18 protein-coding genes and 1 tRNA gene are annotated in these 21,630 nt (G+C 68.2%); 13 read left to right on the forward strand and 6 right to left on the reverse strand.

The window, feature by feature from the left end:
* The first annotated feature begins 2 nt into the window (after window positions 1-2).
* Both proB and BLT45_RS08505 read left to right on the forward strand, forming a co-directional pair.
* The gene (gene proB, locus BLT45_RS08500) at window positions 3-1,151 is read left to right on the forward strand and encodes a glutamate 5-kinase (protein ID WP_093297391.1); all 1,149 of its coding nucleotides are present in this window, start codon (window positions 3-5) and stop codon (window positions 1,149-1,151) included.
* Between the two features lie 19 nt (window positions 1,152-1,170).
* On the forward strand, window positions 1,171-2,433 hold the full coding sequence (locus BLT45_RS08505; protein WP_093297393.1) for a glutamate-5-semialdehyde dehydrogenase: 1,263 nt from the start codon (window positions 1,171-1,173) through the stop codon (window positions 2,431-2,433).
* A 9-nt stretch (window positions 2,434-2,442) separates the two neighbouring features.
* Here BLT45_RS08505 and pgaD read toward each other — a convergent pair whose 3' ends face one another.
* The 5 genes from pgaD to BLT45_RS08530 all read right to left on the reverse strand — a co-directional run bounded on the left by pgaD (window position 2,443) and on the right by BLT45_RS08530 (window position 8,629).
* A complete protein-coding gene (pgaD, locus tag BLT45_RS08510) occupies window positions 2,443-2,898 on the reverse strand; it encodes a poly-beta-1,6-N-acetyl-D-glucosamine biosynthesis protein PgaD (RefSeq protein WP_093297395.1) in 456 nt (151 codons plus the stop codon).
* Entirely contained in the window at window positions 2,895-4,142 is a 1,248-nt protein-coding gene (gene pgaC / locus BLT45_RS08515) for a poly-beta-1,6-N-acetyl-D-glucosamine synthase (RefSeq protein WP_093297398.1), read from the reverse strand. The genes pgaD and pgaC overlap by 4 nt, the downstream gene beginning before the upstream one ends.
* Window positions 4,142-6,046: a poly-beta-1,6-N-acetyl-D-glucosamine N-deacetylase PgaB gene (gene pgaB / locus BLT45_RS08520; RefSeq protein WP_093297399.1), complete on the reverse strand. Its 1,905-nt coding sequence runs from the start codon at window positions 6,044-6,046 to the stop codon at window positions 4,142-4,144. Before pgaB ends, pgaC begins: the two co-directional genes overlap by 1 nt.
* 2 nt (window positions 6,047-6,048) lie before the next feature.
* Window positions 6,049-8,109, reverse strand: coding sequence for a poly-beta-1,6 N-acetyl-D-glucosamine export porin PgaA (pgaA, locus tag BLT45_RS08525; RefSeq protein ID WP_175455766.1), 2,061 nt, complete (start codon window positions 8,107-8,109; stop codon window positions 6,049-6,051).
* Between the two features lie 443 nt (window positions 8,110-8,552).
* Window positions 8,553-8,629, reverse strand: a tRNA-Pro gene (locus BLT45_RS08530).
* Window positions 8,630-8,745: 116 nt separating this feature from the next.
* Here BLT45_RS08530 and hisS point away from each other — a divergent pair.
* Both hisS and BLT45_RS08540 read left to right on the forward strand, forming a co-directional pair.
* On the forward strand, window positions 8,746-10,128 hold the full coding sequence (gene hisS, locus BLT45_RS08535; protein ID WP_093297401.1) for a histidine--tRNA ligase: 1,383 nt from the start codon (window positions 8,746-8,748) through the stop codon (window positions 10,126-10,128).
* Window position 10,129: 1 nt separating this feature from the next.
* Window positions 10,130-12,019, forward strand: a complete 1,890-nt coding sequence (locus tag BLT45_RS08540; RefSeq protein ID WP_093297402.1) for an HAL/PAL/TAL family ammonia-lyase — start codon at window positions 10,130-10,132, stop codon at window positions 12,017-12,019.
* A 91-nt stretch (window positions 12,020-12,110) separates the two neighbouring features.
* On the opposite strand, the gene BLT45_RS08545 is transcribed toward BLT45_RS08540, so the two are convergent.
* On the reverse strand, window positions 12,111-13,937 hold the full coding sequence (locus BLT45_RS08545; protein ID WP_175455767.1) for a sensor domain-containing diguanylate cyclase: 1,827 nt from the start codon (window positions 13,935-13,937) through the stop codon (window positions 12,111-12,113).
* 238 nt (window positions 13,938-14,175) lie between these two features.
* Here BLT45_RS08545 and BLT45_RS08550 point away from each other — a divergent pair, with 238 nt between their 5' ends.
* Genes BLT45_RS08550 through hisIE form a run of 9 tightly spaced genes read left to right on the forward strand, consistent with a single transcriptional unit; the run spans window position 14,176 to window position 21,601 of the window.
* Window positions 14,176-14,502 (forward strand): YerC/YecD family TrpR-related protein, encoded by a 327-nt coding sequence (locus BLT45_RS08550; RefSeq protein ID WP_093297404.1) that lies wholly within the window; start codon window positions 14,176-14,178, stop codon window positions 14,500-14,502.
* Window positions 14,503-14,511: 9 nt separating this feature from the next.
* On the forward strand, window positions 14,512-15,426 hold the full coding sequence (gene hisG, locus BLT45_RS08555) for an ATP phosphoribosyltransferase (RefSeq protein ID WP_093297405.1): 915 nt from the start codon (window positions 14,512-14,514) through the stop codon (window positions 15,424-15,426).
* The gene (gene hisD / locus BLT45_RS08560; RefSeq protein ID WP_093297406.1) at window positions 15,423-16,736 is read left to right on the forward strand and encodes a histidinol dehydrogenase; all 1,314 of its coding nucleotides are present in this window, start codon (window positions 15,423-15,425) and stop codon (window positions 16,734-16,736) included. The genes hisG and hisD overlap by 4 nt, the downstream gene beginning before the upstream one ends.
* Window positions 16,733-17,815 carry a histidinol-phosphate transaminase gene (gene hisC / locus BLT45_RS08565; RefSeq protein ID WP_254771814.1) on the forward strand — a complete coding sequence of 361 codons (1,083 nt, stop codon included), beginning with the start codon at window positions 16,733-16,735 and terminating at the stop codon, window positions 17,813-17,815. Before hisD ends, hisC begins: the two co-directional genes overlap by 4 nt.
* Window positions 17,812-18,885: a bifunctional histidinol-phosphatase/imidazoleglycerol-phosphate dehydratase HisB gene (hisB, locus tag BLT45_RS08570; RefSeq protein ID WP_093297407.1), complete on the forward strand. Its 1,074-nt coding sequence runs from the start codon at window positions 17,812-17,814 to the stop codon at window positions 18,883-18,885. The genes hisC and hisB overlap by 4 nt, the downstream gene beginning before the upstream one ends.
* Complete coding sequence (gene hisH / locus BLT45_RS08575) at window positions 18,885-19,484, forward strand: imidazole glycerol phosphate synthase subunit HisH (protein ID WP_175455768.1); 600 nt, start codon at window positions 18,885-18,887, stop codon at window positions 19,482-19,484. Before hisB ends, hisH begins: the two co-directional genes overlap by 1 nt.
* Window positions 19,481-20,218: a 1-(5-phosphoribosyl)-5-[(5-phosphoribosylamino)methylideneamino]imidazole-4-carboxamide isomerase gene (gene hisA, locus BLT45_RS08580; protein ID WP_093297410.1), complete on the forward strand. Its 738-nt coding sequence runs from the start codon at window positions 19,481-19,483 to the stop codon at window positions 20,216-20,218. The genes hisH and hisA overlap by 4 nt, the downstream gene beginning before the upstream one ends.
* A complete protein-coding gene (hisF, locus tag BLT45_RS08585; RefSeq protein ID WP_093297413.1) occupies window positions 20,212-20,988 on the forward strand; it encodes an imidazole glycerol phosphate synthase subunit HisF in 777 nt (258 codons plus the stop codon). Before hisA ends, hisF begins: the two co-directional genes overlap by 7 nt.
* On the forward strand, window positions 20,978-21,601 hold the full coding sequence (gene hisIE, locus BLT45_RS08590) for a bifunctional phosphoribosyl-AMP cyclohydrolase/phosphoribosyl-ATP diphosphatase HisIE (RefSeq protein WP_093297417.1): 624 nt from the start codon (window positions 20,978-20,980) through the stop codon (window positions 21,599-21,601). Before hisF ends, hisIE begins: the two co-directional genes overlap by 11 nt.
* Window positions 21,602-21,630: the final 29 nt, after the last annotated feature.

The following is a 21,630-nucleotide window of genomic DNA, read 5'->3' on the forward strand; positions in this document are numbered from 1 at the left end:
CCATGACCCACGCCGCGCCGCTCCCGTTCGAAGAACAACCGCTGCCGGCGTGGCGCCGCGCCGTGCTGAAGGTCGGCAGCAGCCTGCTGGCGGGCGGCGATGAGGGACTGACGCCGCGCCACGCACTGAGCCTGGCGCAGTTCGTCTCTTCCAGCATTGCGGCAGGCAAGGAAGTGGTGATCGTCTCGTCCGGCGCAGTCGCGGCCGGACGTGGCCTGCTGCACCGTAAGCCGCAGGCAGGCGCGGCCATGGCCGAACGCCAGGCGCTGGCGGCGCTGGGCCAGGCCCAATTGATCGCGCTGTGGCAGCGTTTCTTCGATCGACCGGTCGCGCAGGTGCTGTTGACCCATGACGACCTGCGCAACCGCCGGCGCTACCTCAATGCGCGCGCGACCCTGCAGGAACTGCTGTCGCTCGGCGCGCTGCCGGTGGTGAACGAGAACGACACGGTCTCGGTCGACGAACTCAAGCTCGGCGACAACGACAACCTCGCGGCCGTCGTCGCCGCGCTGATCGACGCCGATGCGTTGTTCATCGCTACCGACATCGATGGCTTCTACACCGCCAACCCGCGCACGCATGCCGATGCGCAGCCGATCCTGGACGTCGAAGCGCTGACGCCCGCGTTTTACGCGATGGCCGGCGGCGCGGGCAGCGGCGTCGGCACCGGTGGCATGCATACCAAGCTGGAGGCCGCGGCCAAGGCGGCCGCGGCGGGCATCGAGACCTTCCTGTTCAACGGTACCCGCGCAGGCACGGTGTCGGCGCTCGCCCACGGGGGCCTCGTTGGCACGCGATTCCGGCCGGCGCAGAACCGCCTCGCCGCACGCAAGTACTGGTTGCGCAACGTGCCGGTAGAGGCGGGCGCGATCATCGTCGACACCGGCGCCGCTGGCGCGATGGCGGGGAAGGGCGCGTCCTTGCTGCCGGGTGGCGTGACCACCGCCGAAGGCGATTTCCGCCGCGGCGACATGGTCGAGGTGGTGCTGCGCGATGGCGAGGGTGATCGCACGGTGGCGCGCGGCGTGAGCCAGTACTCGGCAGTGGACATCCGCCGCATCGCGCGCCGCCACTCGCGCGACATCGAAGGCATCCTCGGTTATACCTACGGCGAGAACGTCGTGCATCGCGACGATCTGGTCCTTCTCTGACGCCTCCCCCGGAGTCCGCATGACTGGCGCGATCACCCAGCAAGCCCTGCAGTGCCGTGACGCTGCGCACGCCATCGCCGCGTTGCCCACCGACGCGAAGAACGCGTTGCTCCGTGCCATGGCGGATGCGCTGCTCGCGGACGAGACGGGCATCCTGGCGGCCAATGCGCGCGACATCGCGACGGCGGAGGAAAAGGGCATCGGCAGCGCGATGCTCGATCGCCTGCGCCTGGATACCAAGCGACTGCAGGGCATCGCGGCGGCCGTACGCGAGGTCGCCGACCTTCCGGATCCGGTGGGGCAGGTCACCCGCGCCTACGACCGGCCGAACGGCATCCACGTTGAGCGCGTGCGCGTGCCGCTGGGCGTGATCGCGATGATTTACGAAGCGCGGCCCAACGTGACCGCGGACGCCGCTGCGCTGTGCCTGAAGGCGGGCAACGCGGTGATCCTGCGCGGGGGATCCGAGGCCATCCACTCCAATACCGCCATCGCGGGTGCATTGCGTCGCGCCCTGCGCGAGGCCGGACTACCCGAGGCCGTGCTGACCCTGGTGGAAGACCTGCGCCGCGAGACCATCCTCGAACTGATCCAGCTTAGCGAGATCATCGACTTGGTGATCCCGCGCGGTGGCGAGGGCCTGATCCGCTTCGTGGCCGAGCACGCGCGCGTGCCGGTCATCAAGCACTACAAGGGCGTGTGTCACCAGTACGTCGATGCCGATGCGGACGAGGACGTCGCGTTGGGACTGCTATTGGACGGCAAGGTCTCGCGGCCATCCGCCTGCAATGCGCTGGAGACGCTGCTGGTTCATCGCGACATCGCGCCGACTTTCCTGCCGCGCGCCGTGGAGGCTTTGCGTGCCCGGGGCGTGGAAGTGCGTGTGGACGACGCGGGCCGGGCTTGGGTGCCCGATGCAGCGGAGGCGACGGAAGACGATTTCGCAGCCGAGTTCCTGGACCTGGTGCTCGCCATCGGCGTCGTCAATGACCTGGACGCCGCCATCGCCCACGTGCGCCGGCACACCTCCGACCACACCGAGGTGATCGTCACCCGCACGCCGGCGCATGCGGAGGCCTTCATCCAGGCCTTGCGATCCGCCGTGGTCATGGTGAACGCGTCTTCGCGCTTTTCGGACGGGGGCGAGCTGGGCCTGGGTGCCGAGATCGGCGTTTCCACGACCCGCCTGCATTCCTACGGCCCGATGGGGCTGGAGGCGCTCACGGTGGAGCGCTTCGTCGTTCGCGGCGAGGGCCAGATGAGGCACCCGGACCTGCGCTGACCGCTGGCCTCAGGCGGACTCGGTCAGCGCGGTGAAGTCCTGTGGGCGGGCGTCCTCGCCCATATGCAGGACGGTCACCTTCCCCAGCACCAGGGCGCGCGCGACGGCCGGCGGCGCGCCCAGGGAATCGGCCACTTCCGTCAACGTTGCGCTGCGCGGCTGGCTGCGCCTGTCCACGCGACTGAACCGGAACCGGTTGTACTCGGCCCACGCGATCAGCAGCAATGCGCACGCGACGGCCAGCACCGGGAGCGTGAACAGCAGGAACGGCTCGATGGTGTGCTCGCGCACGTAGAGTTCGAAGAACGCCGTGCGGATGCCGAGCAGCCACAGGATCAGGGTGACCAGCGGCGTCCACAGGTAGACGTACACCATCCAGAAGCCCAGGGTGACGAAGCCCCATGCTGCGCGTTGCAGGCGCGGCTGCTTCATGGGCTTGCGGATCAAGCGCGAATCGAATTTCATCGTATCCCCCGGTCAGGGCTGACCCATGTGGCGCGTCCGCGCCGGCGACGCATCAGCGTCTTCGGCACCGCCACGACGGTGGTGAACAGGCTCAGCATCCAGTACGCCATCGGGTACCAGATCATCCAGAAATAGTTGCGGCCCACCGCGGTCTCGTAACGGCGGTCGATGACGATGCTGCTGGCGAACTGCAGCATGCAGATCAGGGCCAGGATCACGCCGTGCCAGGACGGCAGCAGGGTGTGCACGTACAGCCCGGGCGGCATCTGCACGAACTTGCCCAGCAGCCAGAGCACCATGATGAGCAGCATGGTGTACGCCCAGACCACGCTGAGCAGGTATTCGACCAGCACCGCCCACATCCGGCGCTTGCGCCAGGTGAACATGTCCACGCTGTGGCGGATCAGGACTTCGACGCCGCCCTGCGCCCAGCGCAGGCGCTGGCGCCACAGGCCCTTGAGGGTTTCCGGCATCAGGATGAAGCACAGCGCGTTGGGCTCGTAGCGGATATCCCAATGGTCGAGCTGCAGGCGCCAGCTGATGTCGATGTCCTCGGTCACCATGTCGTCGGCCCAGTAGCCGATGCGGTGCAGGGCGGTGCGGCGGAAGCCGCTGATCACGCCCGACACGGTGAAGATCCGGCCGTAGACGCGTTGTGCGCGCTTGATCATGCCAATGATCGACGAGAACTCGCCCACCTGCAGACGGCCGAGCAGCGTGGAGCGGTTGCGGATGCGCGGATTGCCGGTCACCGCGCCCACGCGGGGGCCGGACGTCAGGTGCCAGATCATCCAGTGGGTGGCGTATTCGTCGAGCAGCGCATCGCCGTCGATGCAGACGAGGTATTCGCTGCGTGCGGCCAGGGCGCCCATGCGCAGCGCGTTCGCCTTGCCCAGGTTGCGGTCCAGGTGGATCACGCGCAGGCGCGGGTGCTTCGCCGCCAAGGCGTTCAGTCGGTCGCCGGTGTCGTCGCGGCTGCCGTCGTTGATGGCGATCACCTCGAAGTCCGGATACTGCTGGGCGAGCGCGCCGCCGATCGTGTCCTCGACGTTGTCGCCCTCGTTGTGGCACGGGATCAGCAGCGTGGCGAACGGCATCACCGCCATCGGCGGCGGCTCGTTGCGCGGGCGCGCGTGCCGTTCGCGGCGGAAGTAGTAATAGAGCCCACCGGACATCCAGAAGAAGGACATCACGATCGGATACAGGAACGCGAACTGGAACAGCGTCTCGAGGTACGTGCCCATCATCGTTCCTCGTACGGGAAGCTGCGCGCCGACAGGCTGCCGCGCACGTCGGGCAGGCGCGGCTGGTCGCCGATGAAGTCGTCCGGGTACCAGCCGAGGTGGCGCACGCCATCCGCCTGCAACTGGCGGACCAGGGCCTGCAGGGTCTCGCCCGGGATCGGCGTGTTGGTCCGCCAATCGCGCGTCTGCAGTTCGAACAGGGTCTTGTTGAACGACGGATCGTGGGCGCGCACCGCATCGGCCAGTTCGCGCATCCAGGCGGCGGGACGGCGATGCTCGCCTTCCATCCACGGCATCGCCATCAGAGCGGTGTAGTCGTAGGCGGTGAGGAACGTGTCCAGGCGCTGGCCGAACCATTGCTGGCTCTCCGGTTCCAGCACCGTGCGTGCGTACAGGTTGCGGACGGTGAGCAGCTTGGGGCGCCAGCGCTCGGCGGAGCGCTTCAGCTCGAGGGTGAAGTCCACCAGCAGCTGCGCGCGCGCATCGGCATCGCCGACGGCAGGCACTTCGTCGTCGCGCAGGTAGGCGTCATCGTGGAACAGCAGGCCTTCGAAGTAACTGGCGATCGCGAGGTCTTCGTAGATGTCGCTCACCATCGCGCGGACGCGGGGATTGCTCGGATCCAGGCGGAAGATGTCGCCCTTGCGCTCCGGCAGGGCGAGAGCCCGTCGCTGCGCCGGATCGGCAGGTTCGAAGCCCAGGACCGGCAGCCAGGCGAGCACCTTGACGCCCGCGCGCGTGCGCAGCTGCCACGCCACGCGGTTGAAGAGGTCGGCGCGCACCGGCAGGTGCCGGTTCGGGAAATACAGCGCATCCGCGGAGCCATTGCCATCGGGATCGGCGAAGGCCTGCAGGAACACGTGGGTGGGGCCGATCCGCTTGACCCGCTCCAGCAGCACGTCGAGATTGCGGTTCAGCTGTGCAGGATCCGCATCGTAGACATAGTCCAGGTCGACCTGCATGGCGCGCACGCCGGTCACGTTCTCGTCGCGTCGCAGCTCGTAGGCCAGGTCGTTGACGCTCGGGTTGTCGCTGAGCAGCAGGCGCGCCAGACCGTGCAGATCGTTGCCCAGCGGCTGCTCACGGCCTTCCAGATCGAACGACACCGTCATGCCGAGGGTTTCGGCAATGCCGTTGCTGATGCTGTTGTACGCGGCATACGGCCAGACGATCGCGCGCGGCCGCACGCCAAGCTCGCGCTGGAGCAGGTCGGCACTGGTCTTCAGGTCGGCCTGGATGCGGGCGCGGTAGTCGGCTTCGGTCTCGTAGTGGTGCGCGCCGGCATCGTAGCGGCGGGTGATGGCCGCCGGCGTCATGTTGCCCTGCGGGTTCGACTGCACGCCGTGGTGCAGGTCGTGGCTGTGCGACGCGATTTCGACCAGGCCGGTGGCCTGCATTTCGCGAAGTTGCGCCCAGGTCAGGAAATCGTCGCGCGTGAACATGCGCGGGCCGTAATCGACCTGGCGATCCTTGGGCAGCTCCACCCAATCGGTCACCACCGCCACCAGCGCGGGGTAGCCATACGCGCGCAGCAGCGGAAACGCATGCGTGTACACGCTGCGGAGGCCGTCATCGAAGGTGAGCAGTACGGCTTTCTCCGGCAGCGCACGTTCGCCGCGGGAGGCGGCCATCACGTCGCCCAGGCTGACCGGGTGATAGCCATGGCCCGACAGCCAGTCGAGGTGGGCCGCGAAGTTCTGTGCGCTGACCGCGTAACCGTCCGGATCGCCCTTGCGGGCGACGTCGTCGCGGATGTCGTGGTAGCTCAGGACCAGCAGGCGGTTGCCGCCCACTTGGAGCGTACTGGCGCCCACGCCGGCACCGGCCGCGAAGGCCACGAAGGGCGATGCGGCGACCAGGGCGAGACAGGCGCGCAGCACGAGTGCGAACAGGATGCGCGTCATGGTCATTCTCCCCACCGATATTCGATATCCAGCGCGACGCGCTGTTCCCGCTGTCCGTCGTACACGGGACGCGACCAGGACACGCCGTAGTCCAGCAGATGACCCATGCCCAGCTTCCACTCGTGCCGGTAGCTCGCCCGCGGTACCCAGGCGGTGCCATACCCTTCCTGCCAGTACGTGCCGGCCGTGATCTCCAGGCGCTGCCGCAGGTGGCGTTCGTAGCGGCGCCACGCGATATGGTCGAGGCGCACGCCGCCATTGAAAGCGTGGTCGCTGGAAGGATTGAAGTACGGCGCATCGTCCCGGCTGCCGCGGGACGCATACGCGTCGCCGATCACGTCGACCAGCAGGTGCGGCCGGGTGATCCATCGGCGCTGGCCGACGAGACCCAATTCCTGGCGCCGGTTGCCGTCGTCGTAGTCCCAATGCTTGTAGCGAAGACCCAGCTGACCCTGCTCGGAAGGCGTCCACGTCACCGCCGCCTGCCACGCGTCTGCGCCGATCCCGCTGCGTCGCGCCTGCAACGAGGCCTCCGGGTCCGCGTGGAATGCCGCGGCGCTGGCAGACCAGGTGTCGCTGAAACGCCAGCCCGCCTGCAGACCGAACGCCGTGTCGTCGAGATAGCGATCGTCCGGCCGCAGGGCCTGCGCCTCCAGCGAGAGGCGATCGTGCACGTAGCGCAGGCCCATGCCGGCGTAACGACCATGGACGCGCTCGCCTTGGAAGTCCGCCCACGCGTCGCTGGCCTGTGCCGTGATGCGCCAGCGATCGCCCAGCAGCGGGCTCTCCACGGAGAGGCCGTATTCGCCATCGCGATTGCCGAGCGGCGACGCGGTGTTGCCGTTGCCTGTGGCATCGCTGCGGCCGGTGGCCGCCCACGCGCGTCCGTGCCAGCCCTGGCGCGCATCCCAGTAGCGCTCGAGCCGGCGGACATGGGTATTGCCGGGGTATTGCTGGATCAGTCCGTCACGGAGCATCCGCGCCTCTTCGACACGGTCGAGCGACAACAGCGACTCGGTCGCTCCGATGCGGGCTTCGGTGCTGCGCGGATCCAGGGTCATCGCCATGCGCTGCCGTTCGAGCGCGCGCTCGGTCCAGCCGCGCATGCTGAAGACCGAGCCGAGGCGCGACTGGAGACCGGCATTGTTGGGCGCCAGCGCGACGAGCGCCTGCAGCGCCGTTTCCGCTTCGCGAAGTCGGTTGCCGTACGCGGTCACCATCGCGTGGTTCGTGTCGGCTTCGAATCGTTGCCAGTTCTGGTGGCCACGACGCGCGCCCGCGGCACGGGGCCAGGGTTCGTTCGCCTTGGCCAGCGCTTCGAGCAGCGTCAGGGCGCGGTCATGCTGCTCCGACTCGAGGTAGGCGTAGGCGAGCAGTAATTGGATGTCGAACTCGCCCGGCATCTCCTTCAGGGAGGCTTCAAGCGCCGCGGCCGCTTCTTCGGGGTGACGGGTCGCTAGCAGCGAATCGCCGACCTTCGCCAGGGCATAGGGCGGCACGCGCACGCCGTCGGCCTGCAGGGCACGGTAGGCGGCGACCACCTCCTCGTGCTTCTCGAGCGTGTTGAGGATGATCAGCGTGTCCAGCCGCGCGCGCGTCGCGTCGACGCGTTCGGCCGGCGTCAGGCGTGCGAGATGCTCGGCCATCGCGCGCTCGGCGAGCCGCATCTCGTCGAGCCGCGACGAGGTCTCCTGTGCATACAGGCCGCCCCACACGATCAGGCGCGCCAGGCGATCGCTCTCCAGGCGATTCGCCTGCGCTTCGGTGAATGCCTGGGGCCGCTCGCTGTAGAGCTGCCAGGCGCGCTGGGCGTTGCCCAGGTCGGCCAGCGTCAGTGCGCGCAGCCGGTAAGCCTCGTCATCGCTGGACCTGGCCGACAGCAAGCGCTCGTAGATCGCCAAGGCCGCGAGCCACTGGCGTTGATCGCGCAGATGCGCGGCCTCGTCCAACTGGGCATCACGCGACGCGGGCAGCGCGTCGACGGGAGCCGCCAGGGCGGACGGGAGTTGCAGGGAAAAGCCCGAAGCGCATGCGAGGGCGAGGGGCAGCAAACGGAGTTTCAAGAGCGGGCCTGACGTACGGGCGCGGGGGACGCGATCCTTCAGGGACTGTCTTAAGCAAAAACTCTGCCAATTCTCTAAACGGGTGTCGGGAAGGTCAGGTTTTGGTCGCGCGTGTTCATTTTTCGTAAAGATAGGTGAACCCTGACGGGCGCGAATCTCCCCAACCGCTCATCCGGCCAGCGGCAGCGAGGGGATATGTCGCTCGGCAGGACAAACGACACGTTCCGCTGGGGGCCGGCGGCGGGCAAAGAGTGACGCTCCGCGGCATATTTCTGTGACGGACAGCAAGTTTTCGGGCTTCCCCGAGTTGAGGGCAACCCGGGGGGATGACGGGAGCGGGAGGCCGTGGCGCGTGCCGCAACGCCCGAGCCGGGCTTGGGTCTGTTGCCGGAAACCGGGCAACAAAAAACCCGGGAAACTTTCGTTTCCCGGGTTTCATGTGTTGGTCGGGGAGACAGGATTCGAACCTGCGACCTCTACGTCCCGAACGTAGCGCTCTACCAGACTGAGCTACACCCCGTGAGCCGCGCATTGTATGCAGTCGTCGCGCGTGCGGCAATAGGGCGAGTCCTTTTCCTGTCGGTCCGGGGCCTTCCCATCTAGAATGCGCTGTTGCCTTCTGCCGGAGTTTTTCGCTTGATCAAGCCCCGTACGCCGCCTGGAGTGATGGAACTGCTTCCGCGCGAGCAGATCGCCTTCCAGCGCATGCTGGACACCATCCGCCGCAACTACGAGCGCTTCGGCTTCCTGCCGGTGGAAACGCCGGTATTCGAGCTGTCCGAGACGCTGCTGACCAAGTCGGGCGGCGAAACCGAGCGGCAGGTGTACTTCGTCCAGTCCACCGGTGCGCTGGCGAAGGAGGGCGACGGCCTGCCCGAACTGGCGCTGCGTTTCGACCTGACCGTGCCGCTGGCGCGCTACGTGGCCGAACACGAGCACGAACTGACGTTCCCGTTCCGCCGCTACCAGATCCAGCGCGTCTATCGCGGCGAGCGCCAGCAACGCGGCCGCTTCCGCGAGTTCTACCAGTGCGACATCGACGTGATCGGCAAGGACGCGCTCAGCGTGCGCTTCGATGCCGAGATCCTGGCGGTGATCCACGCCGTGTTCAGCGACCTGGGCATCGGCGACTTCACCATCCAGTTGAACAACCGCAAGCTGATGCGCGGCTTCTTCGAGGCGCAGGGCGTCACCGACGGCGAGCAGCAGGCGCTGGTGCTGCGCGAGGTCGACAAGCTGGACAAGCGCGGCGCCGACTACGTGCGCGAGACGCTGACCGGCGAAGGCTTCGGGATGTCGGCCGAGGGCGTGGACCGCATCCTGGACTTCGTCGCCATGCGCAGCAGCAGCCACGCCGACGCGCTGGCCAAGCTCGACGCGCTGGGGCAGGGCAGCGAGATCTTCAACCAGGGCCTCGCTGAACTGCGCGAGGTGCTGGAGCTGGTGAAGGCGCTGGGCGTGCCGGAAGCGGCGTACTGCCTGAACTTCTCCATCGCCCGCGGCCTGGACTACTACACCGGCACGGTCTACGAGACCCAGCTGGACGGCTATCCGCAGATCGGTTCGATCTGCTCCGGCGGCCGCTACGAGGACCTGGCCAGCCACTACACCAAGTCGAAGCTGCCCGGCGTGGGCATCTCGATCGGGCTGACGCGCCTGTTCTGGCAGCTGCGCGAAGCCGGCCTGATTGCAGGCAGCGACGAGAGCAGCGTGCAGGCGATGGTCGCCCTGATGGACGAGGGCCAGTTGGCCGAATCGCTGGACATCGCCCGTCGCCTGCGCGCGGCCGGCATCAACACCGAAGTGCAGATGGAAGGCCGCAAACTGGCCAAGCAGTTCCAGTACGCCTCGCGTGCGAGCATCCGCTTCGTGGTATTGGCGGGTGATGACGAGCGCGCGCGCGGTGCGGTGACCGTCAAGGACCTGTTGCGCGAGCAGCAGTTCGAAGTGAAGCGCGAAGACTTGGCCAGCAGCCTGAAGGTTGAGCTGGAACAGGCGCGCGCACTGGCGGGGCGCTGACATGAAACCGATCCTGCTGGATGGTGCGTCGCTGACGCGCGACAGGTTGGTGGAGATCGCGTTCGGTGCCAGCGTCGAACTGGACAAGGGCGCACTGAAGGCCGTGGCGCGCGCGGCGGATTTCCTGGCCGAACAGGTCCGCCGTGAGGAGCCGATCTACGGCGTCTCCACCGGCTTCGGCAGCAACGCCGACAAGCTGCTGGGCGCGCACCCGGTGCGCGACGAACTGCCGGGCGCGGCGAAGTCCGGGCGCTCGCTGCACGAAGAGCTGCAGTACAACCTGATCGTCACCCATGCCGTCTGCGTGGGCGAACCGATGGCGCCGGAGATCGTCCGCGCCATGCTGGGCATCCGCATCAACACGTTGTTGAAGGGACACTCCGGCATCCGCGTGGAAACGCTGCAGGCCCTTGCGGCGATGCTCAACGCCGGCATCGTGCCGGTGGTGCCGTCGCTGGGCTCTGTCGGCGCGTCGGGTGACCTGGCGCCGTTGTCGCACCTGGCCATCGTGCTGCTGGGCGGTGGCGAAGCGTTCTACCAGGGCGAGCGCATGCCGGGTGCCGACGCGCTCGAGCGCGCGGGCTTGACGCCGGTGTCGCTGTCCTACAAGGAGGGCCTGGCGCTGAACAACGGCACCGCGCAGATGCTCGCCATGGGCGTGCTGGCCACCTATCGGTTGGATCATTTGCTGGATACGGCGGACCTTGCGGCGGCGATGACCATCGATGCCTTCGCCGGTCGCCTGGGTGCGTTCGCCGAAGAGGTGCATGCACTGCGCCCGCACCCCGGTCAGGTGCATGTCGCCGCGCGCCTGCGCGACTTGCTGGCGGGTTCGACGCTGGCCGACATTCCCTATCACCTGGTGCCTCGGTTTCGCACCTGGCTACCGGGCAGCTGGGACACGCCGGCATCGCAGGCCCTGCGCTTCGACATTGGCTGGGACTGGGTGCCCACGGGGCAGCGCCACGGGCGCGAGAAGTTCTACCGGCGCTTCATGCCCTTCCGCGGCGGCAAGAAGCACCAGCCGCAGGACAGCTATTCGCTGCGCTGCATCCCGCAGGTGCACGGCGCCGTGCGCGACGCGGTGGAACAGGCCAAGCGCGTGCTGGAGATCGAGCTCAACGCGGTCACCGACAATCCGCTGGTGTTCCCGGATCGCGAAGCCACGCACGTCGAGGAGCAGGTCATCTCGGCCGGCCATTTCCACGGCATGCCGCTGGCGCTGGTGATGAGCTACGTGAAGGCCGCCATTCCCACGCTGGCGTCGATCTCGGAGCGCCGCCTCAACAAGCTGGTCGATCCGGCGACCAACGACGGCCTGCCAGCGTTCCTGATCGGCAACGAGGACGGTACCGAGTCCGGCCACATGATCGTGCAGTACAGCGCGGCCGCCATCGTCAACGACCTGGCGAGCCGCGCGCATCCGGCCAGCGTGTTCTCGGTGCCGACCAGCGCGAACGCCGAAGATCATGTCTCGATGGGCGCCAACGAGGCGCGCCATGTGCTGGCGATGACACAGGACCTCGGCAAGGTGCTGGCACTGGAGCTCTACACCGCCGCGCAGGCGCTGGACCTGCGTCGCGACATGATCAACGCCGCGCGTTCGCTCGCAGATCGGACCGATGCCGAAGGACTGGCCGCCAAGGTGTCCGGTGGCCCGTCGCCCGGCACGGAAGGTCGGGATGCCTTCCTGGCAGAAGTCGATGCATTGCGTGCCGCGCTCGCCGACAGCGAAGCCTTCCATCCGGGGCATGCCGTCGCCGCGGCGCACGCGGCGATCCGCGCCCGGATTCCCTTCCTCGACCGCGATCGCGCACTCGATGGCGAAGTCGCCACCGCCGTGCGTCTGGTGGAGTCTGGCGAGATCCTTGCCGCGGTCCGCAACCGCTGAGTTCCAGGGAGGGTAGGTGTGGGAGCGATGTAAGTCGCGAGCTTCAACGCCATCGCGACTTACGTCGCTCCCACGCCTGGAATCCCGAACCCTACAGCGTCCGCACGCAGTCCCGCCCCTCGGCCTTGGCGGTGTAGAGCGCCTGGTCGGCGACCTGCAGCGCCGATTCCAGGCTGTCGCGGGCTTCCAGGTCGACGCAATGCACACCGATGCTGGCGGAGATCGCGATCTCCAGCTCACCGCTCCGGCACGGCTGCGCTCGCAACGCCTGGCGCAATTCCTCGGCCACCACGCTGGCTTCGCCCAGGCCCATGCCGGGCAGGGCGGCGATGAACTCCTCGCCCCCGAAACGGGCCAGCAATGCGCCATGCGGGCGCAGCGCCTCGGCCAGCGTGTTGGACGTGCAGCGCAGGCAATCGTCGCCGACCAGGTGGCCGTAGGTGTCGTTGATGCGCTTGAAGTGGTCCAGGTCGATCATCAGCAGCGAGATCGGTCGTTGCGAGTTCCGCGACTGCGACAGCAGGTGCTCGAAGGCTTCGCGGAAGTGGGTCCGGTTGTACAGGTCGGTCAGACCATCGAGGCGGCTGGATTCACGCAGCCGGTGATGGGCGCTCTCCAGTTCCGACATCGCCTGGCGTAGCTCGGCGGTGCGGGTGATGACCTGTTCCTCCAGCTGGTTCTTAGCATCGCGCACGATGCGTTCGTTCTCGTTACGCAGCGCGGCGTAGCGGTAGCCCAAGGCGACCGACAGCAACAGCATCTCCAGTGCGGAGCCGATCTGCACGCCGTACTCGGTCATGAAGGTCTTGGGCAGCAGGCCGAACGCCAGCGCCACGAAGATGCCCGTACCCAGCAGGAACATCGTCCACGCGAGCAGGAAGACCTTCGCCGGGCGGTAGCCGCTGCGCACCACCACCAGCGCGATCACCGCAATCCACGCGATGCTCGGGAACACCGCGGCCGACGCGATCGGCGTGGCCACGTGGTACGGCAGCTGGGTGGCTGCGATGCCCAACAGCACAAAGAAGGCGATGATCGCCTTGCTGATGCGGTCGCCCCATCGCCAGCGCGTGTTCAATCCCAGGAACGTGCGCGAGAACTGCTGCATGCCGATCTGAGCCAGGCAGACCGACAACGGGACCGACTTATCGGCCAGCCAGGTGGAATGCGGCCAGAAGTATTCGAAGCCCAGCCCGTTGAGGGTGAACAGCACCAGCCCGAAGGCGGTGATGTGGAACAGGTACCAGAAGTAGCTGCCGTCGCGCAGCACCAGCCAAAGCACCAGGTTGTAGAAGAACAGCGCGACCAGGATGCCGTAATAGATGCCGATGCCGAGCTGGCCGTCGCGCGAGAGTTCGGCGAAGGCGGCGGGCGTGTAGAGGAACAGCGGCACCTGCATCGAGCTCTGGCTCTGCACGCGGACCAGCAGGTCGACCGGCTGATCGGTGGGAAGCTCCAGCCAGAAGTTCGGATGCCGGTAGCGGATGCTGCGGTGCTCGAACGGGAAGGTGTCGCCGCCCGTGTGGTGGACCGTGCGGCCATCCGGGTAGCGCGCGTAGATGTCGATCCGGTCGCTCAGCGCGTACTGCTGGACCAGCAGCCAGCGTTGTTCGCGGGCGTTGGTATTGGTGACCGCGACGTGGAACCAGAAGGCGCCGGTCTGGAAGCCAAAGGACGCATCGCCGTTCGGCAGCGGCGCGAAGCGTCCGGTATCCAGCAGTCGCTGCGCCTCATCGAGGGTCGCCGCGCCGCCCGCGTCGTGCAGGTAGGTGGTGTGTGGGGCCAGCGCCGCATAGCTCGCGTCAGGTCCGATGCGGGCCGGCGTGGAGGCCGCGGCGGCCATGGGCCACAGCAACAGGGCGAACAGCCATACCCACCAGCGCGGGTGGCTTGTCGTGTCTGTGCGTCGTCCCTGCATGCCCATCCCCCCCGGGTGGCCTGTCCGCATGCCGGCGGTCTCGCCGGGCCGGCCGTGCGGCGTCCTTGGCAGTGTACTCATCGTCCTTGCCCACTCCAGCCCATCGTCGGTCCCCTGGTATGGCTATGCCGGAAGTAACGGGAAAAGCCCGTCATTCCAGACATGCTCCGGGTTGACGAGCGGCCAAGGCATCAATTAATGTATTAGCACGTTAATACATTAGTGCATGATCCCGCCCATGAAGCGCCGCTCGCCCCAGGACGAAGTCGCCGACAACGGCCCCCTGCAGGCCCTCTCCGAGGCGCTGGCGGCGTTGTCGGACCCGGGTGAGGTGCGCGCCTTCCTGGAAGACCTGTGCACGCCAGCCGAGCTGGAGGCCATGGCCGACCGTTGGCGGGTGGTGCCCCTGCTGCTGAAGGGCGTGCCGTACCGGGAAATCCACGATCTCACCCAGGTCAGCGTGACCACCATCGGCCGTGTCGCCCGCACCCTCGAGCGGGGCGCGGGCGGTTACGCCGCCGCCGTGCACCGCCAGCAGGCGGCGACGGCTACCGCCTCCCACTGAGCGTTCTCCATGAGTCCCACCCTGACCCCCGCGACGCGCGAGCGTCTGCGTATCGCCATCCAGAAGAGCGGCCGGCTCGCGGAGCCGGCGCGCACGCTGCTGGCCGCCTGCGGCCTGAGCTGGCGCGAAAGCCGCGACAAGCTGTTCTGCTACGGCGAATCGCTGCCGGTGGACCTGCTGCTGGTGCGCGACGACGACATCCCGGGCCTGATCGCCGATGGCGTCTGCGACTTCGGCATCGTGGGCCGCAACGAACTCGACGAACAGGCGGGCGAACGCGCCCTGATCGGCTTGCCAGAGGCGTACCGCGAACTTCGCCCGCTGGGGTTCGGCAGCTGCCGGCTGATGCTGGCCGTTCCGGAAAGCTGGGACTGGACCGGGCCGGAACAACTGCAGGGCCTGCGCATCGCCACCAGCTATCCCTCCGTCCTGCGCCAATGGCTGCAGGCGCGCGGCATCGACGCGGCCGTGGTGGAGCTGTCAGGTTCGGTGGAAATCGCGCCGAAACTGGGTACCGCCGACCTCATCTGCGACCTGGTTTCCAGCGGCGCCACACTGGCCGCCAACCAGCTCAAGCCGGTAGAGACGCTGCTCGACAGCGAGGCCGTGCTCGCGGGCCCGGCACGCGCCTTCGACGATGCACGTGCCGGCCTGGCCGACATGCTGCTGCGCCGCCTGGACGGCGTGCTGAAGTTGAAGGACAGCAAGCTGCTGATGTTCCGCGCCGAGCGCGAGACCGTACCGGCGCTGGCACGGCTGCTGACGGACAGCGATGGCGTGGTGACGCTGCCGGGCAACGGCGAAGGTCCCCTTTCGCTGCAGGCGATGTGCCACGGCACCGTTACCTGGCAGCGGTTGGAGGAACTGCAGCGTGCGGGTGCGCAAGGCCTGATGGTGCTGTCCGTCGAGAGGTCGCTGGCATGAGCGCTTCCGTCGCACCGCGTTACGACTGGGCCACGCTCGACGAGGCCGCGCGCACCGTGCTGCTCGCGCGGCCGGTGCAGACCGTCGCGCAGCGCACGCGCGATGCCGTCGCCGACTTGCTGGCCGATGTGCGCGTGCGTGGCGACGCGGCGTTGCGCGAGATCACCGCGCGGCTCGATGGCGTCGCACTGTCCGGCTTCGCCGTCAGCGATGAGGAATTCGCTGCCGCGCACGCGGCCGTGTCTGCGGAACTGAGGCAGGCGATGCTGGAGGCGGCCGGGCGGATCGAGGCCTTCCACCGCGCCGGCATGGCGCAACCGTATGCGGTGGAAACCGCCCCCGGCGTGGTGTGCGAGCGGGTCATCCGGCCGATCCCACGCGTGGGCCTGTATGTTCCCGCGGGCACGGCACCTCTGCCGTCCACGGCATTGATGCTGGGTGTACCCGCGCGGCTGGCCGGCTGTCGGGAAGTGGTGCTGTGCACGCCGCCGCGCAAGGACGGCACCGCCGACCCCGCGGTGCTGGTCGCCGCGCAGCTGACCGGCATCCGCCGCGTGTACAAACTGGGCGGCGCGCAGGCCATCGCCGCGATGGCGTTCGGCACCGACAGCGTTCCCAAGTGCGACAAGCTGTTCGGGCCCGGCAACAGCTACGTCACCGAGGCCAAGCAGCAGGTCGCGCAAGGCGGTGCCGCCGCTATCGACATGCCGGCGGGTCCGTCGGAAGTGCTGGTCATCGCCGACGCCGGTGCCGATGCGGCGTTCGTCGCGGCCGACCTGCTGTCGCAGGCCGAGCACGGTCCCGATTCGCAGGTGCTGTTGGTGTCCGACGACGCGGGCCTGATCGCGCGCGTGCAGGATGAACTTGCCACGCAGCTCGCAGCCCTGGACCGCGCCGACATCGCGCGGCAGGCTCTGTCGGCATCGCGGCTGGTGCAGGTCGCCGCGCTGGAGGAAGCGTTCGCCATCAGCAACCGGTATGCGCCCGAACACCTGATCCTCGCACTGCGCGAGCCCCGTGCGTGGCTGGAGCGGGTGGAAGCGGCGGGCTCCGTATTCCTTGGCGACTACACGCCGGAAGCGCTGGGCGATTACTGCAGCGGCACCAACCACGTGCTGCCCACGGCGGGCGCGGCCCGCGCCTACAGCGGCGTGAGCGTGGCCAGTTTCCAGAACTTCGTCAGCGTGCAGTCCGCCAGCCGCGCCGGCATTGGCGCCATCGGCGGCTGCGCGGTGACGCTCGCGCAGGCCGAAGGCCTCGATGCGCATGCCAATGCCGTCACGCTGCGCCTGCGCAAGGCGGCTGCGTGAGCGCCATCCTGCCGCTGGTGCGTCCGGACCTGCGCGACTTCGCCGGCTACAAGTCCGCGCGCAGCGAGTCGTTGCGCGGCGACGTATGGCTCAACGCGAACGAGTCGGCCTGGTCCAATCCCGCGGATGGGGAAGGGCGCAGCCGTCGCTATCCGGATCCGCAACCGCCGGCCCTGCGCGCACGACTCGCGGAACTGTACGGCGTCGCACCCGCCGCGCTACTGGTCGGCCGTGGCAGCGACGAGGCCATCGACTTGCTCGTGCGTGCCTTGTGCGTGGCAGGCCAGGACGCCATCGTCGTCACCCCGCCGGTCTTCGGCATGTATGCGGTCTGCGCACGCCTGCAGGGCGCGCCGCTGGTCGAGGTGCCGTTGGTGGACGGCGTTGATGGTTTCTCCGCCGACCTGGAGGCGATCCGCGAGGCTGCGCTGTCGCAGCGCGCCAAGCTGGTTTTCCTGTGTTCGCCCTCCAATCCCGCGGGCAGCGCCATTCCGCTCGCCGGGATCGCTGCGCTCGCCGGCGCACTGGAGGGCAAGGCCGTGGTCGTAGTGGACGAAGCCTACGGCGAATTCGCCGACGGCCCATCCGCGACAACGCTGCTTGCGGCGCATCCGAACATCGCCGTCCTGCGCACGCTGTCCAAGGCGCACGCGCTGGCGGCCGCGCGGATCGGCGTCGTGATCGGCAACGAGGACCTGATCACCATCCTGCAGCGCTGCCAGGCGCCGTATCCGGTGCCCACGCCGTGCGCCGACCTGGCGCTGGCGGGGCTGTCCGATGCGGGGCTGGCGCAGACACGCGAGCGGATCGCCCTCGTGCGCCGTGAGCGTGACCGGCTGCTTGATGCGCTGGCGCAGTCGCCTGGCGTGTTGCGCGTGTATCCATCGCAGGGCAACTACCTGCTGGTGCGCTTCGACGATGCCGAAGGCGCGTTCCGCGCGCTGCTCGCCGCCGGGGTCGTGGTGCGCGACCAGCGCGCCGCCCCGCAACTGGGCGACGCATTGCGCATCACCGTCGGCTCGCCCCACCAGAACGACCGCGTCATCGCGGCCCTCAACGCCCGGGAGCAGGCGGCATGACGCCCATCCTCTTCATCGACCGCGACGGCACCCTGATCGAGGAGCCCGAAGATTTCCAGATCGATGCCTACGAGAAGCTGCGCTTCGTCGCCGGGGTCATCCCGGCGCTGCTGAAGCTGCGCGACGCGGGCTACCAGTTCGTGATGGTCAGCAACCAGGACGGCCTGGGTTCGGAGCAGTATCCGCGCGCGTCGTTCGAGGGTCCGCACGCGCTGATGATGCAGGTCTTCGAAAGCCAGGGCATCCGTTTCCGCGACGTGCTGATCGATGAGAGCTGGCCGCACGAGAACAAGGCCACGCGCAAGCCAGGCATCGGCCTGGTGATCCCGTACCTGCAGGACCGCAGCATCGACTGGGCGCGCTCGGCAATGGTCGGGGACCGGCCCACGGACAACCAGTTCGCCGACAACCTGAAGATCCGGGCGTTCCAGCTCAAGACCACGCAGTTCGGTGGTGACTGGGATTGGGCCGGCATCGCGCATGCGTTGGCCGACGCGCCGCGGCGCGCGGTCGTCCAGCGCAACACGAAGGAAACCAAGATCCGCGTCGAAGTTGACCTGGACCGCGTCGCCGAGCCGGTGGCGAAGACAGGTCTTCCGTTCTTCGACCACATGCTGGAGCAGATCGGCAAGCATGGCGGCTTCGCTCTCGACGTGCGCGCCGACGGCGACCTGCACATCGACGAGCACCACACGGTCGAGGACACTGGTCTGGCGCTGGGTCAGGCGCTGAAGGAAGCGCTGGGCGACAAGCGCGGGATCGGCCGGTACGGCTTCACGCTGCCGATGGACGAAACCTTGGCCAGCGCCGCGCTGGATTTCAGCGGGCGCCCGTATTTCATCTTCGAGGGCGAGTTTCGCCGTGAGCGCGTCGGCGACTTGCCGACCGAACTCGTGCCGCACTTCTTCCGTTCGCTGTGCGATGCGTCCGGGCTGAACCTCAACCTGAAGGTGCAGGGCGAGAACGACCACCACAAGGTCGAAGCGAGCTTCAAGGCGCTGGCGCGCGCGTTGCGCCAGGCCATCCGGCGCGAAGGCGCAGAGTTGCCCTCGACCAAGGGCGCACTCTGATGCGGGTGGTACTGGTCGATGCCGGGGGCTCCAACATCGGGTCGGTGCGCTACGCCCTGCAGCGGCTCGGTGTCGAAGCGGAACTGACGGGCGACGCCGCGACGATCCGCGCGGCGGACCGGGTGATCCTCCCGGGCGTCGGCGCGGCAGCGGTTTGCATGGCGCGCTTGCGTGAACTGGACTTGGTCGAGACGCTGCGCGCGCTGGAGCGGCCGTTGCTCGGCGTCTGCGTCGGCGCGCAGCTGTTGTTCGCCCACTCCGAAGAGGACGATACGCCGTGTCTTGGCCTGCTGCCGGGCCGCGTCCGCAAGCTGCCGGTCTCGCCCGGTATCCGTGTGCCGCACATGGGCTGGAACACCTTGCAGCGCCGGCGCGACAGCTCGCTGGTGGACGGCATCGCCGAGGGCGACCACGCCTACTTCGTCCACAGCTATTCCGCGCCGGTCGACGACGATTGCCTGTGTAGCAGCGAACACGGGGCGCGCTTCGCGGCCGTGGTGCAGCGTGGACGCGTGGCCGGGGCGCAGTTCCATCCGGAACGGTCGGCAGGGGTGGGCGCACGCCTGCTGAAGAATTTCATCGAGTACGGACTGCAATGACCGGTTTCACCCTCTATCCCGCGATCGACGTCCGCGACGGTCGCGTCGTCCGCCTGGCACAGGGCGACTATGCGCGTGAGACGCGCTACGACGGCGCGCCGCTTGAGGTGGCGGTCCGCTATGCCGGTCAGGGCGCCGCGTGGCTGCACCTGGTCGACCTGGACGCGGCCCGCGCAGGCGGTTACACGCTGCTGCCGCTGCTGCAGGCGCTCGCCCGCGACACATCGCTGAAGGTGCAGACCGGTGGCGGCGTACGCGAGCGCGATGACGTGGCGCGCCTGCTCGATGCCGGCGCGCAGCGTGTCGTGATCGGTTCGCTGGCGGTGCGCGCCCCCGATACCGTGCTGGCCTGGCTGTCTGAGTTCGGCAGCGAGCGCATCACCGTGGCGCTGGACACGCGCCGCGATGGGGACGGCGTGTGGCGGCTGCCCGTGCATGGCTGGACTGAGACCGCGTCGGAGACGCTGGAAGTGCTGGCGACCCGTTATGCTGAAGCGGGGCTGCGTCACTTGCTATGCACCGACATCGCCCGCGACGGCATGCTGAGCGGACCCAATCTCGACCTGTACGCATACCTGCGGGCCACCGTGCCGACCTTGGCCGTGCAGGCCTCGGGTGGCGTGAGTGCGGTGGCCGATGTCAGCGGCGCGCGTGATGCCGGATGCGCCGGTATCGTACTGGGTCGCGCGCTGCTCGAAGGCCGGTTCACCCTGCCGGACGCCCTGGCATGTTGAGCCGGCGCCTCATTCCCTGCCTCGACGTGCGCGAAGGCCGTGTCGTCAAGGGCGTCAAGTTCCGCGACCACGTCGACATGGGCGACATCGCCGAACTGGCACTGCGCTACCGCGACGAAGGTGCGGACGAACTGGTGTTCTACGACATCAGCGCCAGTCCGGAAGGGCGTTCCGTCGACTACGCCTGGATCGAACGCGTCTCGCGCCTGCTGGACATCCCCTTCTGCGTGGCCGGTGGCATCCGCGATGTCGAGACCGCGCGCCGCGTGCTGTACAGCGGGGCCGACAAGGTGTCGGTCAATACGCCGGCGCTGGAGCGTCCCGACCTGATCAGCGAGCTGGCGCAGGCATTCGGCGTGCAGTGCGTGGTGGTGGGCGTGGATTCGATCCTCGAAGCCGACGGCGAATGGCGCGTGCGCCGCTACACCGGCGATCCCACGAAGATGCAGGGCGCCGGCCTGCGCACGCTGGATTGGGTGGTTCAGGCACAACGGCTCGGTGCCGGCGAGATCGTGCTGAACTGCATGGATCAGGACGGCGTCCGCCGCGGATACGATCTGGCCCAGTTGCAGGCCGTGCGCGCCCTCTGCGAGGTGCCGCTGGTCGCGTCGGGTGGCGCGGGCGAGGTGGAGCACTTCGTCGATGTCTTCCAGCAGGCGGACGTCGACGGTGCACTGGCGGCAAGTGTCTTCCACAGCGGGCATATCCGGATTCCGGCATTGAAGCAGGCACTGGCAGAACAGGGCATCGAGGTGCGACGTGGCGAGTGAATCTGCGGGTCGCGGGCTGGATCCCGCGCGGCTGGATTGGGCCAAGGGCGATGGGCTGCTACCGGCCATCGTGCAGGATGCCGCGACGCTGCGCGTGCTGATGCTCGGCTACATGAGCCGCGAGGCGCTGGAAGCCACGCTGGCGAGTCGCAAGGTGACGTTCTTCAGCCGTAGCAAGCAGCGCCTGTGGACCAAAGGCGAGAGCTCGGGCCATGTGCTGGAGCTGGTTTCGGTGGACGTGGACTGCGACGACGACAGCCTGCTGGTGCTGGCGCATCCGCGCGGACCGACCTGCCACCTGCAGCGCGCCAGCTGCTTCCCTGACGCGCCCGGTGCCTTCCTCGCCGAGCTCGACGCGCTCATCGCGCGGCGCGAGCGCGAGCGGCCGGCCGACAGCTATACGACGCGATTGTTCGAGGCGGGCGTGCGCCGCATCGCACAGAAAGTGGGTGAGGAAGGGGTGGAGACCGCATTGGCGGCCGTCGCCCAGGACGAGCCGGCTTTGCTCGGCGAGAGCGCCGACCTGCTGTACCACCTGATCGTGCTGCTCCGTGCGCGCGGGCTGTCGCTGGACGATGCGATCACCGTCCTGGCCCAGCGGCACGCCCGCTGACCGCATCGGCTGCCGCGGGTCATAATCGG

The organism is Pseudoxanthomonas sp. CF385 (genome assembly GCF_900104255.1).
In the GTDB taxonomy this organism is placed as follows: domain Bacteria; phylum Pseudomonadota; class Gammaproteobacteria; order Xanthomonadales; family Xanthomonadaceae; genus Pseudoxanthomonas_A.

Bases quoted from the DNA above. Each gene is read 5' to 3' on its own strand.
- hisD (WP_093297406.1), top strand. From the start codon at position 15,423: ATGAGCGCTTCCGTCGCACCGCGTTACGACTGGGCCACGCTCGACGAG.
- BLT45_RS08550 (WP_093297404.1), top strand. From the start codon at position 14,176: ATGAAGCGCCGCTCGCCCCAGGACGAAGTCGCCGACAACGGCCCCCTG.
- BLT45_RS08505 (WP_093297393.1), top strand. From the start codon at position 1,171: ATGACTGGCGCGATCACCCAGCAAGCCCTGCAGTGCCGTGACGCTGCG.
- hisA (WP_093297410.1), top strand. From the start codon at position 19,481: ATGACCGGTTTCACCCTCTATCCCGCGATCGACGTCCGCGACGGTCGC.
- pgaB (WP_093297399.1), bottom strand. From the start codon at position 6,046: ATGACGCGCATCCTGTTCGCACTCGTGCTGCGCGCCTGTCTCGCCCTG.
- proB (WP_093297391.1), top strand. From the start codon at position 3: ATGACCCACGCCGCGCCGCTCCCGTTCGAAGAACAACCGCTGCCGGCG.
- hisH (WP_175455768.1), top strand. From the start codon at position 18,885: ATGCGGGTGGTACTGGTCGATGCCGGGGGCTCCAACATCGGGTCGGTG.
- hisB (WP_093297407.1), top strand. From the start codon at position 17,812: ATGACGCCCATCCTCTTCATCGACCGCGACGGCACCCTGATCGAGGAG.
- pgaD (WP_093297395.1), bottom strand. From the start codon at position 2,898: ATGAAATTCGATTCGCGCTTGATCCGCAAGCCCATGAAGCAGCCGCGC.
- pgaC (WP_093297398.1), bottom strand. From the start codon at position 4,142: ATGGGCACGTACCTCGAGACGCTGTTCCAGTTCGCGTTCCTGTATCCG.
- hisF (WP_093297413.1), top strand. From the start codon at position 20,212: ATGTTGAGCCGGCGCCTCATTCCCTGCCTCGACGTGCGCGAAGGCCGT.
- BLT45_RS08540 (WP_093297402.1), top strand. From the start codon at position 10,130: ATGAAACCGATCCTGCTGGATGGTGCGTCGCTGACGCGCGACAGGTTG.
- BLT45_RS08545 (WP_175455767.1), bottom strand. From the start codon at position 13,937: ATGCAGGGACGACGCACAGACACGACAAGCCACCCGCGCTGGTGGGTA.
- hisG (WP_093297405.1), top strand. From the start codon at position 14,512: ATGAGTCCCACCCTGACCCCCGCGACGCGCGAGCGTCTGCGTATCGCC.